The organism is Cereibacter azotoformans (assembly GCF_021391315.1).
In the GTDB taxonomy this organism is placed as follows: Bacteria; Pseudomonadota; Alphaproteobacteria; order Rhodobacterales; family Rhodobacteraceae; genus Cereibacter_A; species Cereibacter_A azotoformans.
Genome location: NZ_CP090021.1, coordinates 1824980 through 1840095 on the forward strand (window position 1 = coordinate 1824980; position 15116 = coordinate 1840095).

A 15116-nucleotide genomic window follows, 5' to 3' on the forward strand; every position below is an offset into this window, starting at 1 on the left:
CGCCCGGCCGGCACGTCCCGCGGCCGCAGGCCAAGCCTACGACAGGCGCACCTCGAGGCGCGCCATCAGCCGATCGACCTCGGCCGCGTCCACCGGCGACAGCTTCGGCCCCGGTGCGCGGGTTGCGGCCGACGCGATCGCCCCGCGCTTCATCAGCACATATTTGCGCACCGCAAGGCCGAATCCGGGCTGCTGCTCATGCCGCAGGATCGGAATGTAGCGATCGAAGAGATCCTCGGCCTCATCGACCTTGCCCGCGTGGTGCAGCGCCACCGTCTGCACGAGCGCCTCGGGATAGGCAAAGCCGGTCATGGCCCCGTCGGCGCCCCGCTGAAGCTCTTGCGGCAGATAGAGCCCTCCGTTGCCGGTGAGGATGGAGAGCCGGGCCACGTTCGGCGCCTCCTCGTGCCGGCGGAGCTGGGTGATCTTGGTCAGCCCCGGCCAGTCCTCGTGCTTGAGCATGACGATCTGCGCCCGCTCCTGCGACAGACGGCGGATAAGGCCCGACGAGACCGGCAGCCCCGTCGCCAGAGGGAAGTCCTGGAAGCAGATGGGCACCTCGCGCCCCAGCGCCTCGCAGACGGCGTGGAAGTAGGTCTCGATCCGGTCCTCGCGCGCGGGGCCGGCGGCCGGCGCGACCATCACGCCCGCCGCGCCCTCGTCCATCGCATAATGGGCAAGATCGGCCAGATTGCCGAGACCCGCGTCCGACACCCCCACCACCACCGGCAGGTCGCCCGTGCGCTCGAGCACCGTGTCGATGACGGACCGGCGTTCATCGCCCGTCATCTTGTTCGCCTCGCCCATCATGCCCAGGATGGTGAGGCCGCTGACCCCGTGGCCAATGTAGAAATCGACGAGCCGGCGGAGGCTTTCGTGGTCGATGGCGCCCTGATCGGTGAAGGGCGTCGCCGCGATGATATAGACGCCGCGGGTGTGGCGGTGAATCCGTTCGGCCATGGTCTCTCTCCTCGGATTGTGGTCGGGCGGCGGTGTCCGGCCGCGGCGCCATGGGTGGGGGTGCGTCACTGGACAGGGCACGCGGGGGCGCAAGAGGCCCCGCGGTCCGCCTTTCATGGGCGGGCGAAGGGCTCGATCCGGATGCCGTTCTCTTCAAGCGCACCGCGCAGGCGGCGGGCGATCCCGACCGCGCCGGCGGTGTCGCCATGGATGCAGAGCGTGTCGGGGGCAACCGGCAGGCGCTTGCCGCCCGTCGTCGGGATATGGCCGTTGACCACCATCTCGAGCACCTGCTCGAGGCTCTGTTCGGGGTCGTGGATCACCGCCCCCGGCTGGCCGCGCGGCGTCAGCTCGCCCTGATCGGTGTAGGTGCGGTCGGCGTAGATCTCGACGGCGACCGGCAGGCGCGCCTTCTCGGCCGCCCGATGGGTTTCCGAATAGGGAAGCGTCACGAAGATCAGACCGGGATCCACCGCCTGGATCGCGCGGACGCAGAGCGCGGCCAGATCGGGATCGACCGCCGCCATGTTGCCGAGCGCGCCGTGGGTCTTCACATGGGTCATCGGATGGCCTTCCAGAGCGGCCATGCCCTGAAGCGCGAGGATCTGGAAGATCAGCTGGGTCTCGAGATCCTCGGGCCGCTCACCCGAGATCCGCCGCCGCCCGAACCCATAGAGGTCGGCGAACGAGGGATGCGCCCCGACGGACACGCCCTTTTCCTTCGCCATGCGGATCGTGCGACGCATCACCACCGGATCGCCGGCGTGGAAGCCGCAGGCGATGTTGGCCGAGGTGACAAGCTCCAGCATCCCGGCGTCGTCGCCGATCACATAGGCGCCAAAGCTCTCGCCCATGTCGCAGTTCAGATCGATCTTTCCGGCCATTCCCACCCCTGATCTGCGCAATTTCCGCGCTTTTTCCTGCATATCGGATGTTTCTTCAGGCGCTCCGGTACCGACTGTTGACAGATCCGGCGACGCGGCTTCATAAAACGGATACAGTTGGTATACCGAAATCTCAAGGACAATCCGACCAAACCAAACCCCGGAAAGGGAGATCATGAATCAGGGACGTATCACTGTCATCGCGGCCTTTGCCGCATCGGTCGCCGCAACCTCGGCTTCGGCCCAGACCCAGTGGGACATGTCGATCGTCTGGCCCGAGGGCAACTTCCACACCCAGAACGCGATGGCCTTCGCGGATGCGGTGCGCGAGGCCACCGACGGCGAGGTGGAGATCACGGTCCATTCCGGCGGCGCGCTCGGCATCAAGGGACCGGAGGGCATGGCGGCGGTTCGGGACGGTCTGGTGCCGATCGCCGAGATCCTGCTCAACCAGCAGGTGGGCGAGGCGCCGGTGCTGGGCATCGAGACCCTGCCCTTCCTCGCCCCTTCGATGTCCGAGCTGGCGCTCCTGCACAAGTTCTACCGGCCCAAGCTGGACGAGGTTGCCGCGGGGATGAACCAGAAGATCCTCTACATGGTGCCGTGGCCGGGACAGGCCGTCTTCGCGCCCAACCCCATCAACACGGTCGAGGATCTGAAGGGCCTGACCATCCGTGTCGTCGATTCGAACGGCAACGACTTCTTCGGCGCGCTCGGGGCCACCCCGATCCAGATGCCCTGGGGCGAGGTCGTGCCCTCGCTGGCGGCAGGGACGATCAAGGGCGTGACGACCTCCTCCTCCTCGGGGGTGGACGGCGCCTTCTGGGAATTCACCAAGCACATGAGCACCTTCAACTGGCAGGCCTCGTCGAACATCATGTCGGTGAACCTCGATGCCTGGAACGCGCTGCCCGCCGAGACTCAGGCCGCGATCGAGGAGACGGCGGCCAACCTCGAGGGCCAGTTCTGGCTCAACAGCCGCGCCGAGGACGACAAGAAGCTTGCCACCCTGCGCGAGAACGGCGTCGAGATCACGGCGCCTTCGCCCGAACTGTCGGCGGCGCTGATGGAAAAGGCCCTGCCGCTCTGGGAGGCCTTCAAGGCCCGCGTGCCCGAGGCCGCGCCGGTGATCGACGCCTATCTCACGCTGCGCGACTGAGTGGCTCCGACCGGCCGGGCCAAGGGGTCCGGCCGCACACGCCCCGGTTTCCGGGCCCTCCTCCCTTCGTCGGACGGCACAGCACCATGACATCTCCCTCCTCCCACCGCTTCCGAAGGACGCTGGCGGCCATCGACGCGCTGACCGATGTCGGAGGCTATCTCGGCGCTCTCAGCCTGCTGGGCATCCTAGGCCTCATCGCGGCCGAGATCCTGTCGCGCAACCTCTTCAGCCATTCCATCCACTTCTCCTGGGACCTTGCGGGCTATTTCATGGGGACCTGCTTCCTGCTGGCCAGCGGAAGCGCCCTCAAGGGCGGCAGCCACGTCCGCGTCACGGCCATGCTCGAGGCGCTGCCGCGCGCCGTGGCGCGGGTTCTGGAGTTCGCCGCCTGCCTCGTGGGTCTCGGGATCTGCGTCTATCTGACCTGGGCGCTGGCCGAGATGGCCTGGCTCTCGGGCCAGCGCGGCTCGACCGCGGCGACCTCGTTTCGCGTTCCGCTCGTCTATCCGCAGGCGGCCCTCGCCACCGGCGCGGCCCTCCTCACCCTGCAATGCCTGGCGCAGATCCTGCGGCTGCTGCGCGGCGAGGCGGTCTCGGTCGGCCCGGGCCTGGACTAGGAGCGCCGGATGGGAAAGGTCATCGCCACCCTGCTCGGACTGATCACGCTGCTTCTGGGCAGCGGCCTCTGGATCGGGATGGGCCTCATCGGCACCGGAGCGGGCCTGCTCGCCCTCTTCCGGCCCAACATGCCGGGCCTGAAGCTGCTCGCCCAGCAGACCTACAACGTTGTGGTCTCGCCCGAGCTGCTCGCCCTGCCGCTCTTCATCCTGATGGCCGAGATCCTTTTCCGCACCCGGATCTCGGAGGCGCTGTTCTCGGGGCTGTCGCCCTGGCTGCGCCGGGTGCCGGGACGGCTGACGCACCTGACGGTGCTGGGCTGCACCATGTTCGCCTCGGTCTGCGGCTCGTCGGCGGCCACGACGGCCACCGTCGGGCGCATCACCGCCAAGGAGCTGATCGACCGCGGCTACAACCGCGATCTGGTGACCGGCAGCCTGGCCGGGGCGGGCACGCTGGGCTTCCTGATCCCGCCCTCGACCATCATGATCATCTACGGGGTGATGGCCGAGGAGTCGATCCTGCGGCTCTTCATCGCCGGCATCGTGCCGGGGCTGATGCTGGCGGGCGCCTACATGGGCTATCTCGCGATCCGCTCGTGGCTCAACCCGGCGCTGCTCGGCGAGACGCCCGCGCGCACCAGCCTGCGCGAGAAGATGGTGGCGCTGAAGGATCTCGGCCCGCTCCTGCTGCTGATCGCGGGGGTCATCGGCTCGATGTATGGCGGGATCGCCTCTCCGACCGAGGCCGCCACCGTGGGCGTCGTCGTCTCGATGATCATCGGCTTTGCGCAGCGCACGCTCACGCTGCGGGGGCTGATCGAGGCGGCGCGGCAGGCGGCCGAGAGCTGCGCCATGATCGGGCTCATCATGATCGGGGCGATCTTCCTCTCGACCGTGATCGGCTATCTGGGCGTGCCGCGCTTCATCGCGACCGAGATCCAGAGCTGGGGGATGCCGCCCCTGCTGCTGATCCTTGTGCTGCTGGTCTTCTACGTCCTGCTGGGCACGGTGATGGAGGGGCTTGGCATCATCGTCATGACGCTGCCGATCACCCTGCCGCTGGCCATCGCCGCGGGCTACGACAAGGTCTGGTTCGGCATCTTCCTCGTGATCGTGGTCGAGATGGCGCAGATCACGCCGCCGGTGGGCTTCAACCTGACCGTGATCCAGCGCCTGACCGGGGACAGCATGGGCCGCATCACCCGCGCCACGCTGCCCTTCTTCATCATCATGGCCGGCTTCGTGCTGCTGATCGCGCTCTTTCCGGGCATTATCAGCTTCCTGCCCGGGCTGATGCGTGGAAACTGACAGGATCCGCGGCCCCGGCCGCGGATCATCCCGAAAAGAGTGTGACGCCGTGACGATGACCCCGATCCTGCTTCCCTGTGGCGACAGCGCCGTGACGCTCCAGTTCGGCGAGAGCGTCGATGCCGGAGCGAACGCCCGCATCATCGCGCTCGCGGCCGAGGTGGAGGCCGCCTCGGCAAGCGGTGCGCTGGCCGGTGTGCTCGACATCGTGCCCACCTACCGCTCGCTTCTGGTGCGCTACGACCCCGAGCTTGTCCGCAGCGCCGACCTGGGCGAGCGGCTGCTTGCCCTCGCCTCCCGCCCGCCCTCGCCCGGTCAGGCCGGGCGTCTGTGGCGCGTGCCCTGCCTCTATGGCGGCGAGGTGGGGCAGGATCTGGAGGAGATGGCCCGCATGAAGGGCCTGACCCCGGACGCGCTGATCGCCCTCCATTCCGGCACCGACTATCGGGTGTACATGATCGGCTTTGCGCCCGGCTTTGCCTATCTCGGCGGCCAGCCCGAGATCCTGCACACGCCCCGCCTGCCCAAGCCGCGCCAGAACATCCCGCGCGGCGCCGTCGGCATCGGCGGCCAGCAGGGCAACATCAACTCGGTCGCCGGCCCCTCGGGCTGGCGTTTCCTCGGCTGGACGCCGCTGCGCGCCTTCGACCCCGACCGGGCCGAGCCTTTCCTGTTCCGCGCCGGCGACCACATCCGCTTCCATCCGATCGGCCCTGACGAGGCGCGCGCCCTCGAGGCCCGCAGCGCCGGGGGCGAGACGATCGTCACCCCCGAAGAGATCCGCACATGAGCCTCGAGATCCTCACGGCCGGGCCGATGCTGACGGTGCAGGACGCCGGCCGCTTCGGGCTGCGCCACATGGGCGTGTCGCCGGCGGGCCCCATCGACCGCGCCGCCATGGCGCTGGCCAATGCGCTGGTGGGCAACGATCCCGGCGCGGCGGCGCTCGAATTTGCCGGGCCCGCGGGCCGGTTCCGCTGCGACCGGCCGGTGCGCTTTGCCGTCGCGGGCGCCGACTGCCCCTTGCGCATCGACGCCCGCACCGTTTCCCCCGGCGAGAGCCACCGGCTGAACCCCGGCGAGACGCTGACGGTGGGCGTGCCCGAGGGCGCGGTCTGGGCCTATCTCGCCTTCTCGGGCGCCATCGCCTCGCCCGAGGTGCTCGGCTCGCGCGCGACCCATCTGCGCAGCGGCGTCGGGGGCCGCGCGCTCGGCGCGGGCGACCGCCTGCCGCTCGGCGAGGACAATCCCGAGGCCCCCTGCCTGCGCCCCGGCCTCCGCCTCGAGGCCGCGGCACCCTTCCGGGAGACGGGGCCGATCCGGCTGATCCTCGGCCCGCAGGACGATCATTTCGCGCCCGAGGTGATCGCCCGCCTCACCGGCTGCGACTTCACCGTCACGCCCCAGCGCGACCGGATGGCGATGGTGCTGGGCGGTGTCGAACTGCCGGCCGAGCGGGGGCACGACATCGTGTCCGACGGCACGGTGCCCGGCTCGGTGCAGGTGCCCGGCTCGGGGACGCCGCTCGTCCTGCTGGCGGAAAGCCAGACCACCGGCGGCTATCCCAAGATCGGAACCGTCGCTTCGGTCGATCTGGCGCGGCTTGCGCAGATGCCGGTGGGCGCGCGGTTCCGCTTTGCGCTGATCTCGGCCCGCGAGGGCGAGGATCTCTGGATTGCCCGGCAGGCGCGCCTGCGCCGCCTGCTCGAAGGGCTGGTGGCCCGGCCCGAGGGCCTCTTGCGCAGCGACTACCTCCTGTCCTGCGACCTCGTCGGTGGCTTTTACGCGCCGGGCGAAGTGGTGCGCCCCGTGACGCGGCCCGTGCCGGAGGACCGCCCATGACCGCCCCCAGACCCCGCGCCCACGAGGCCTACGAGCGCATCATCTCGATGATCTTCCAGGGCGTGCTCAGATCCGGCGACCTTCTGCAGGAGGCGGCGCTGGGCGAGATCTTCGGCATGTCGCGCACCCCCGTGCGCGAGGCGATCAAGCGCCTCGAAAGCGAGGGCCTCGCCGTGGTCGAGGGCCGCTTCACCTGCGTGCGCAGCGTGACCCCGGCCGACGCCGAGGAGGTGTTCTTCCTGCGGCTCGAGCTTGAACCGCTGGCGGCACGGTCGGCGGTGCGGCTGCCGCCGGCCGAGATCGACGCGATGGAGGCGAAGGTGCGGCATCTGATGGCCTCCGATCCGGTGGTGACCGACCTGCAGCGCCAGACGGATCACGAGTTCCACCAGCTGCTCGGGCGCGAGTTCGGCAATCAGGCGGTGTCGCAGACCATCGCGGCCCTGCACCGCCGCACCTGCATCTTCGACCATCGCCGCCTGCCCGACCGCTTTCGCGACGGCTGCGAAGAGCATCTGGCGATCCTCGAGGCGGCGCGCGGCGGCGATGCCGACCGGGTCGAGGCCGCCCTGCGTCTCCATATCGAACATGCCCGCGAGGCGGTGATCCAGCATTTGCACCAGGCGATGCCCGGCGCATGATCCACGAGTGACCGATGAACTGTCTGATCGTCCAACCCATACATGAAGCGGGCCTTGCGGCCCTGCGCGAGGCCGGGATCACGCCCGTCCCCTGCCCGGCGCCCGACATGGCGACCGTGGCGCGCCACATGCGCGGCATCGACGCCGTGATCACGCGCGACGCGGGCCTCGATGCCGCGGCCTTCGCCGCCGCCGACCGGCTGAGGGCCGTGGTGGTGCATGGCGCCGGCCACGATCCGGTGGACAAGGAGGCGGCCGCGCGTGCCGGCGTCATCATCGCCAACACGCCCGGCGCCAATGCCCGCTCGGTGGCCGAACTGGCCGTGGGGCTCGCGCTGGCCGTGGCCCGCCGCATTCCCGCCGCCGACCGGGCCCTGCGCGATGGTGAAAAAGGTTTTCGCGAGTCCGCCCGCTTCCACGAACTGCGCGGCCGGACCGCCCTCATCGTCGGCTGGGGCGCCATCGGGCGCGAGACGGGGCGGATGCTGGCACAGGCGTTCGACATGCGGCTGCTCGTCCATTCCCCGCGCTCGCCGCGGATCGAGGGTGGCGAGGCCGTGGGCAGCCTGCACGAGGGGCTGGCCCGCGCCGATCTCGTCTCGCTGCACACGCCCCTGCGGGACGCGACGCGCCACATGATCGACGCTCCGGCCCTTGCCGCCATGCGGCCGGGGGCCATCCTGATCAACATGGCCCGCGCGGGCCTCGTGGACGAGGCGGCGCTGCTGGAGGCGCTGGCCTCGGGCCATCTGGGCGGCGCGGGGCTCGATGTCTCCTCGCCAGGTGCGCCGACGGGGCCGCTCGCGGCGCATGGGAATGTGGTCTTCACCCCCCATCTCGGCGGCACCACCGAAGAGGCGCTGCGCCGCGTGGCGCTCGAGGCCGTGCGGCATGTGGTCGAGGCGCTGAACGGGCGGCTGCCCGCCACCGCGATCAACCCCGAGGTCTGGGGCCATGCCACCCGCGCCGCGGCACCCGAGGCCGGAGGAGCCACCGCATGACTGATCTGCCCTTGGCCGACACCGCCGTCTCGCGCACGATCCGCAGCACCATCGAGCGCGTCCTCACCAAGGTGAACGCCCTGTCGCTGGGCGGGCCGGGCTGGACCCGCCCCTCCTACTCGGACCTTGAAAGCCAGGCCCACGCGGTGATCGAGGCCGAGGCCCGCGCGCTGGGGCTGGAGGTCAGCCGCGACCACGCGGGCAACCTCTTCGCCCGTCTGGCGGGGCGCAACCCCGCCCTGCCCCCGCTGTTCTGCGGATCGCATCTCGACACGGTCAGCGAGGGCGGCGCCTACGACGGTCAGGCCGGGGTGGCGGCCGCGCTTGCTCTGGTCGCGGCCCTGCGCGAGGCGCGGGTGACGCCCGAGGCGGATTTCGTGCTCACCGTCACGCGGGCCGAAGAGAGCGTCTGGTTCCCCGTCTCCTACATCGGCTCGCGCGCCGCGCTGGGGCGGCTTCTGCCCGAGGAACTTCAGGCCCGACGCGCGGACACGGGGCGCACGCTGGCCGATCACATGCGCGCGCAGGGTTTCGATCCCGATGCGCTGATGCGGGCCGGGCCGCCCGCGCCCGCGCGCTTTCTCGAGTTCCACATCGAGCAGGGTCCGGTGCTCGATCGGGCGGGCGAGCCCTACGGCATCGTCTCGGCGATCCGGGGCGGGCTGCGCTACCGCGCGGCGCAGGTGCAGGGCGCCTGGGCCCATTCGGGCGGCGCCCCGCGCGAGGGGCGCGCCGATGCCGTGGTGGCCTTCGCCGATCTGGTGATGGCCATGGACCGGGCGTGGGAGGGGTTTCTGGCGCGCGGATCGGACCTGACCGTCACCTTCGGCCGCGTCGATGCCGCCTCGTCCGCCCATGCGATGGCCAAGGTTCCGGGCCAGCTCGGCTTCTGCCTCGACCTGCGCTCGGAGGATGTGGCGGTGCTCGAGGCGGCAGACCTCGCACTCCGCGACGAGATCCGCCGGATCGAACGCGCGCGCCCCGGCATCCGCTTCGATCTGGGCAACCAGAGCCGCAGCCAGCCCGCGCGCCTCTCGCCCGCGATGATCGACTGGGTGGCGGGCGGCGCCGCGCGGCGGGGCGACCGTCCGCGGCGGATGCTCTCGGGCGGCGGCCATGATGCGGCGGCCTTCGCGGCCGCGGGCTGGGAGAGCGTCATGGTCTTCATCCGCAACTGGAACGGCAGCCACTGCCCGGACGAAGGCATGGATCCCGCCGATCTTGCGCGCGCGGTCGAAGCCGTCCTTGCGGCCCTGTCGGGGAACGACGGATGAGCGCCGAAAGCCTTGCGCAGACCGCCTACCGCCGCATCCGCGACGACATCGTCGAGGGGAGGATCGCGCCCAACACGATCCTGACCGAGCGCGATCTGGCCGAACGGCTCGGCATCTCGCGCACGCCGCTGCGCTCGGCCCTTTCGGTGCTCGAACGCGAGCAGGTGATCGAGAGGATGGCCAACGGCGCGCATCTGGTGCGGCGGGTCTCGGTCGAGCAGCTTCTCGACATCATCCAGCTGCGCCTGATCCTTGAACGCGCCGCCGCCCGGCGGGCGGCCGCCTTCGGCATGACCCCCGAACTCGCGGCCGCGCGCGCGGCGCAACTGCGCTATCTCGGCGGTGCGGAGATGGATTTCGAGACCTTCTGGCAGGATGACGGCGCCTTCCACCGGGCGGTGGCGCTGGCCGCGGGGCTGACGCTGCTGCCGGGACTGCTGTCCGAGCAGCGCGCCATCGTGCGCCGCAGCACCATCATCCGCACCCACACCAACTTTGCCGATCAGGCCCGCGAGCACATCGCGGTGATCGACGCCATCGCCAGTCGCAACGCCGCCGCCGCGTCGGCGGCCATGAGCGTGCATTTCGAACGCATGCGCGCCCGCACGCTGGGCTGGCTGGACAAGGACTGACCCATGCCGATCGCTCTGGCGGATGCCTCCGCCGACCCGCTCCGCGGCCGCGAGGCCGTCTTCCCGGCCGAGGAATTCGCCGGCCGCATCCGCCGCCTGCGGACCGCGACCGCGGATCTGGGCGCCGAGGCGCTGGTTCTGACCGGCCCCGAGAACATCTTCTGGGCGACCGGGCGGCAGACGGCGGGCTACTTCGCCTTTCAGGCGCTGGTCGTGCCGGTCGAGGGGGCGCCCGTCCTTCTCGTGCGGCAACTCGAGACCACGGGCGCGCGGGCGGCAACCTGGCTCGGCGACATCCGCGCCTGGCAGGATGGCGAGGATCCGGCGGCCGCGCTGGCGGCCCTCGTTCACGATCTGGGCCTCCGGCGCCTCGCGATGGAGCGCACCGCCTGGTTCGTGAGCCAGGCCCTCGCCGAACGGATCGCCGCGGCCCTTGCGGGCGTGGCGCTGATCGACGGCTCGGGCGTGGCCGAGCGCCTGCGCGCGGTCAAGTCGCCGGCGGAACTCGTCGCGATCCGCAGGGCCGCGGGCTACGCCGAGGCCGCCATCGCCGCCTCGATCGAGGCCTGCCGCGCGGGGGTCAGCGAGAACGACGTGGCCGCCGCCATGATCGGCGCCGCCATCCGCGCCGGCTCGGAGGCGATGGCGATGGAACCGCTCGTCTCGTCGGGGCCGCGCTCGGGCATTCCGCACGCGACCTGGCGGCGGCGGACGCTTGCATCCGGCGACGGGGTGTTCCTCGAACTCGCGGCGAGCCATGACCGCTATCACGCCGCCCTGATGCGCAGCGTCTGGATCGGCCCCCCGCCGGCCGAGGCCGTACGGATGATGGACACGGCCGAGCGCGCGCTGGAGGCCGCGCTGGAGGCGCTGCGCCCGGGCGCGCCCTGCTCGGCCCCGCACGAGGCCGCGCAGGCGGTGATCGATGCCGCAGGCTACACCGCCGCCTTCCGCAAGCGGATCGGCTATTCGATGGGTGCCGCCTTCGCGCCCGACTGGGGCGAGGGCGCAATCCTGTCGCTCTTCTCGGGCGAGGACCGGCTCCTGGAGCCGGGCATGGTCTTCCACCTGCCCGCCACGCTGCGCAGCTATGGCGCCTATACGGTCGGCGCCTCCGAGACGGTGATCGTGACGGACACCGGCATCGAGGTCTTGTCCCGCCTGCCGCGAAGGATGACTGTGCGCTGACCCCTGCGATGGAGTTCCGCTTGGACCACCACCTTCCCGCCTCGCCCGCCACCGTCCATTGGGGCCATCTCGATCCCGCCGCAGAGCCCGTCCTGCGCCTGCGCCCCGGCGAGCGGGCGGTGATCGAGACGCTCTCGGGCGGGCCGCGCAACCTGCCGCCCGAGGGCCATCCCTGCCGGGTGCTCGACAGCCACCGCGCCGTGATGGCCGCGCAGCAGCCCCATCTCGGGCCGCACATGCTGACCGGGCCCGTCCATGTCGAGGGAGCCGAGCCCGGCGACCGTCTGATCGTCGAGATCGAGGAGATCGAGCTTGCGCAGGACTGGGGCTGGAGCGCGATCGAGCCGGGCTTCGGGATCTTTCCCGATCTTGCGACGCGCTACGAGAGCCTCGTCGCGCCGATCGACCGCGCCACGGGCAGCGCGCGGCTGCCCTGGGGGCCGGTGGCGGCGCTGGCGCCCTTCTTCGGCATCCTCGCCGTGGCCCCTCCGCCCGAGGGCGGCCGCGTGAGTTCGGTTCCGCCCGGCCCCTTCGGCGGCAATGTGGACAACCGCTTCTTCCGCAAGGGTGCCCGGATCGCCTTTCCGGTCTTCTGCCCCGGCGCCCTCTTCTTCGCGGGCGACGGCCACGCGCTGCAGGGCGACGGTGAGGTCTGCGACACGGCGCTCGAAACCGCGCTGAACGGACGTTTCCGCTTTGCGCTGGAGAAGGGCACCGCCCCTTCGGCGCCCGAGGTCGAGATCGGAGAACGGATCGTCACGATGGGCTTTCACGAGACGCTCGACGAGGCGGCGCGCGCGGCCACGGCGCGGATGCTCGACTGGATCTGCGCCCGCACCGGCCTTGGCCGCACCGACGCCTGGCGCCATGCGAGCCTGTTTGCCGACCTGCGCATCACGCAGGTGGTGAACGGACGGAAGGGGGTTCATTGCGTGCTGGACCGGCGCAGCCTGATCGGCGCGCCGGCCTGACGCTCAGTAGCCGCGGGTCAGATCGACCGAAGGCGGGATCGCGCCCGTGGCCCGGTAGTCCTGCACATGGCCGGCCACGATCACCGCCGCCGTCTCGGGGTCGGTCGCGGCCGAGATGTGGGGCAGCACCGTCACCTGCGGATGATCCCAGAAGGGCGAAGCCTCCGGCAATGGCTCGACCTCGAAGACATCGAGCACCGCATGGGAAACATGACCCCGGTCGAGCGCCTCCAGAAGCGCGGGGCTGTCGATGATCGGGCCGCGGGCAAAGTTGATGATCTGCGCCCCCTCGGGCAGCCGCGCGAGGCGCCGGGCATCGAGAAGTCCCCGGGTCTGGTGCGTCAGGGGCAGAAGGCAGACGAGGATCTCGACCTCGGCCAGCATCCGGTCGAGCGTCTCCTCGCCGGCGTGGCAGACAACGCCGGGAATGTCCTTCGGCGACCGGCTCCAGCCCCGCACGTCAAAGCCCGCCTCGCGCAGCCGCAGGGCCGCGGCCGCGCCCAGTTCGCCCAGCCCCAGCACGCCCACCCTGGTGCGCGAGGGCCGCCGGTAGGGGCGCGCGTGCCAGATGCGCTGGCGCTGCTGGGCGGCGTAGGCGGGCATGTCGCGGAAGAGATAATAGGTCCAGGCCAGCGCCGCCTCGGACATGGTGCGCGCCAACTCGGGATCGACCAGCCGCACGATCGGCCGCCGGAAGTCGCCCAGCTCGGCCACCAGCCGCTCGACCCCGGCCCAGAGGCTCTGGACCCAGACGAGGTTGGGAAGTTCGGCCAGATCGGCCGGATCGGGATTGGCCACGATGGCGATGTCCACCTCGGCCCTCTCGGCGGGCGAGAGATCGCGGAAGATGCCGATCCGCTCGCCCGGCAGGGCGCGGGCAAGGTGGTCGGCCCACAGGGCTTCGCCCTCGGGCGGGATGCGGGTGACGAGCGCGATCCGCGGCATCGGATGACCTTTCACAAAAGGCCCCGGGCAGGGACAGGCCCTTGCCCGGGGAGAGTGGGGAGACGGAGGGAGGGCCTTCACGGCCCCGCCCGAACTCACTGGCCGGATTTCCAGGCCTCGTATTTCGCCTTGTTCTCGGCGTTGGCGGGATAAAGGCCCGGCAGGGCAACGCCCTCCTCGACCTGGGTCATGATCCAGCCCTCGAGACGCTCCTGCTCGACCGATTCCCCGGTGACGGCCTCGACCAGATCGGCCGGGATCAGCACGGCGCCGTCGTCGTCGATCACCACCATGTCGCCGGGGAAGACGGCGACGCCGCCGCAGCCCACCGGCTCCTGCCAGGCCACGAAGGTCAGCCCCGCGACCGAGGGAGGCGCGGCCACGCCGTTGCACCAGACCGGCAGGCCGGTTCCCCGCACGCCCGCGCCGTCGCGCACCACGCCGTCCGTCACCAGCGCCGCCACGCCGCGCTTCTTCATGCGCGCGCAGAGGATGTCGCCGAAGATGCCCGCATCCGTGATGCCCATGGCGTCGGCCACGCAGATGCAGCCCTCGGGCATGGCCTCGATGGCGGCGCGGGTCGAGATCGGCGAGGACCAGCTCGCCGGGGTCGCCAGATCCTCGCGCGCGGGCACGAAGCGCAGGGTGAAGGCCCGGCCCACGATGCGCGGTTGCCCCGGCTGGAGCGGGAAGGCGCCGCGCATCCAGACGTTGCGCAGGCCCTTCTTCAGAAGGACGGTGGTGAGGGTCGCGGTGGTCACGCCGCGCAGGGCCTCGATCAGGGCCTGTTCCTTGTCGGTGTCGGTGGTCATTCGGTTCCCCTGGATGTCAGACGCTGGCGATCAGGCCGCCGTCGATGCGGATGGTGCTGCCCGTGATGTAGGAGGCGCGGGCCGAGGCGAGGAAGGCCACGGCGTCGCCGTATTCCTCGGGCTGACCATAGCGGCCGACCGGGATCGCGGCCACGCTTTCGGCGGCCACCTCGGCCACGGGCCGACCCTCGCGCGCGGCCTTCTGTTCGTCGAGGAAGGTGATGCGCGGGGTGGCCACGCGCCCCGGCAGGACGATGTTGGCGGTGATACCATCCCCCCCCACCTCGCGCGCCAGCGTCTTGGACCAGCCCACGAGCGAGATGCGCAGCGCGTTCGACAGGCCGAGGTTCGGGATCGGCGCCACCACGCCCGACGAGGTCGAGGTGATGATCCGGCCCCATTTGCGCGTCTTCATGCCCGGCAGCACGCGGTCGGTGATGGCGATCACCGACAGCACCATGGACTCGAAGCTCGCGCGCCAGAGCGCGGGGTCCTGCCCCGAGACAGTCGAGGGCTTCGGCCCGCCCGTATTGTTCACGAGGATGTCCACCGGGCCCAGCTCGGCCTCGATCCGGCGGATGTGCGCGTCGATCGCGCCGAGATCGGCCAGATCCCAGGCGAGCGGCAGGGCGGTGCCGCCCTCGGCCCGGATCGCCTCGGCGGTGGCTTCGGCCGCGGCGAGGTCGATGTCGCCCAGCGCCACCCGCACGCCCTCGCGGGCGAGCGAGCGGGCGATGGCGCCGCCGAGGCCCCCGCCCGCGCCCAGAACCAGCGCCGTCTTGCCTCCGATACCCAGATCCATGTCGGTCTCCGTCTTGCTCGTGTTGGTGGGCCCTCTCGGGGCCGTTCGGGATCGGGCCGGCGGGAACCGGCCCT

16 protein-coding genes are annotated in these 15116 nt (G+C 71.1%); 11 read left to right on the forward strand and 5 right to left on the reverse strand.

Features of this window, described 5'->3' with window-relative positions; all coding sequences use genetic code 11:
- Nucleotides 1–36: 36 nt before the first annotated feature.
- Both LV780_RS09105 and LV780_RS09110 read right to left on the reverse strand, forming a co-directional pair.
- A complete protein-coding gene (locus LV780_RS09105) occupies nt 37–960 on the reverse strand; it encodes a dihydrodipicolinate synthase family protein (RefSeq protein WP_117344995.1) in 924 nt (307 codons plus the stop codon).
- Nucleotides 961–1073: 113 nt separating this feature from the next.
- A complete protein-coding gene (locus tag LV780_RS09110; protein ID WP_108220478.1) occupies nt 1074–1844 on the reverse strand; it encodes a LamB/YcsF family protein in 771 nt (256 codons plus the stop codon).
- Between the two features lie 175 nt (nt 1845–2019).
- On the opposite strand from LV780_RS09110, the gene LV780_RS09115 reads away from it, so the two are divergent.
- From LV780_RS09115 to LV780_RS09165, 11 genes are all read left to right on the forward strand, one after another.
- Nucleotides 2020–3003, forward strand: coding sequence for a TRAP transporter substrate-binding protein (locus LV780_RS09115; RefSeq protein WP_108220477.1), 984 nt, complete (start codon nt 2020–2022; stop codon nt 3001–3003).
- 86 nt (nt 3004–3089) lie between these two features.
- Nucleotides 3090–3623 carry a TRAP transporter small permease subunit gene (locus LV780_RS09120; RefSeq protein ID WP_101340275.1) on the forward strand — a complete coding sequence of 178 codons (534 nt, stop codon included), beginning with the start codon at nt 3090–3092 and terminating at the stop codon, nt 3621–3623.
- A 9-nt stretch (nt 3624–3632) separates the two neighbouring features.
- The gene (locus tag LV780_RS09125) at nt 3633–4934 is read left to right on the forward strand and encodes a TRAP transporter large permease (protein WP_011909057.1); all 1302 of its coding nucleotides are present in this window, start codon (nt 3633–3635) and stop codon (nt 4932–4934) included.
- Nucleotides 4935–4989: 55 nt separating this feature from the next.
- Nucleotides 4990–5724, forward strand: a complete 735-nt coding sequence (gene pxpB, locus LV780_RS09130; RefSeq protein WP_108220476.1) for a 5-oxoprolinase subunit PxpB — start codon at nt 4990–4992, stop codon at nt 5722–5724.
- Nucleotides 5721–6776 (forward strand): 5-oxoprolinase subunit C family protein, encoded by a 1056-nt coding sequence (locus LV780_RS09135; protein ID WP_108220475.1) that lies wholly within the window; start codon nt 5721–5723, stop codon nt 6774–6776. Before pxpB ends, LV780_RS09135 begins: the two co-directional genes overlap by 4 nt.
- A complete protein-coding gene (locus tag LV780_RS09140) occupies nt 6773–7417 on the forward strand; it encodes a GntR family transcriptional regulator (protein WP_011909060.1) in 645 nt (214 codons plus the stop codon). The genes LV780_RS09135 and LV780_RS09140 overlap by 4 nt, the downstream gene beginning before the upstream one ends.
- Before the next feature lie 14 nt (nt 7418–7431).
- Nucleotides 7432–8418 carry an NAD(P)-dependent oxidoreductase gene (locus LV780_RS09145; protein ID WP_108220474.1) on the forward strand — a complete coding sequence of 329 codons (987 nt, stop codon included), beginning with the start codon at nt 7432–7434 and terminating at the stop codon, nt 8416–8418.
- Nucleotides 8415–9692, forward strand: a complete 1278-nt coding sequence (locus LV780_RS09150) for a Zn-dependent hydrolase (RefSeq protein WP_108220473.1) — start codon at nt 8415–8417, stop codon at nt 9690–9692. The genes LV780_RS09145 and LV780_RS09150 overlap by 4 nt, the downstream gene beginning before the upstream one ends.
- On the forward strand, nt 9689–10324 hold the full coding sequence (locus LV780_RS09155) for a GntR family transcriptional regulator (RefSeq protein ID WP_117344996.1): 636 nt from the start codon (nt 9689–9691) through the stop codon (nt 10322–10324). Before LV780_RS09150 ends, LV780_RS09155 begins: the two co-directional genes overlap by 4 nt.
- A 3-nt stretch (nt 10325–10327) precedes the next feature.
- The gene (locus LV780_RS09160; protein WP_108220471.1) at nt 10328–11512 is read left to right on the forward strand and encodes a M24 family metallopeptidase; all 1185 of its coding nucleotides are present in this window, start codon (nt 10328–10330) and stop codon (nt 11510–11512) included.
- A gap of 8 nt (nt 11513–11520) precedes the next feature.
- Nucleotides 11521–12483, forward strand: coding sequence for an acetamidase/formamidase family protein (locus LV780_RS09165; RefSeq protein ID WP_117344997.1), 963 nt, complete (start codon nt 11521–11523; stop codon nt 12481–12483).
- Nucleotides 12484–12486: 3 nt separating this feature from the next.
- Here LV780_RS09165 and LV780_RS09170 read toward each other — a convergent pair whose 3' ends face one another.
- From LV780_RS09170 to LV780_RS09180, 3 genes are all read right to left on the reverse strand, one after another.
- A complete protein-coding gene (locus LV780_RS09170; protein WP_108220469.1) occupies nt 12487–13428 on the reverse strand; it encodes a 2-hydroxyacid dehydrogenase in 942 nt (313 codons plus the stop codon).
- Between the two features lie 95 nt (nt 13429–13523).
- Nucleotides 13524–14240, reverse strand: coding sequence for a ribonuclease activity regulator RraA (locus LV780_RS09175; RefSeq protein ID WP_108220468.1), 717 nt, complete (start codon nt 14238–14240; stop codon nt 13524–13526).
- A 16-nt stretch (nt 14241–14256) separates the two neighbouring features.
- Nucleotides 14257–15042: an SDR family oxidoreductase gene (locus tag LV780_RS09180; protein WP_108220467.1), complete on the reverse strand. Its 786-nt coding sequence runs from the start codon at nt 15040–15042 to the stop codon at nt 14257–14259.
- Between the last annotated feature and the right edge of the window lie 74 nt (nt 15043–15116).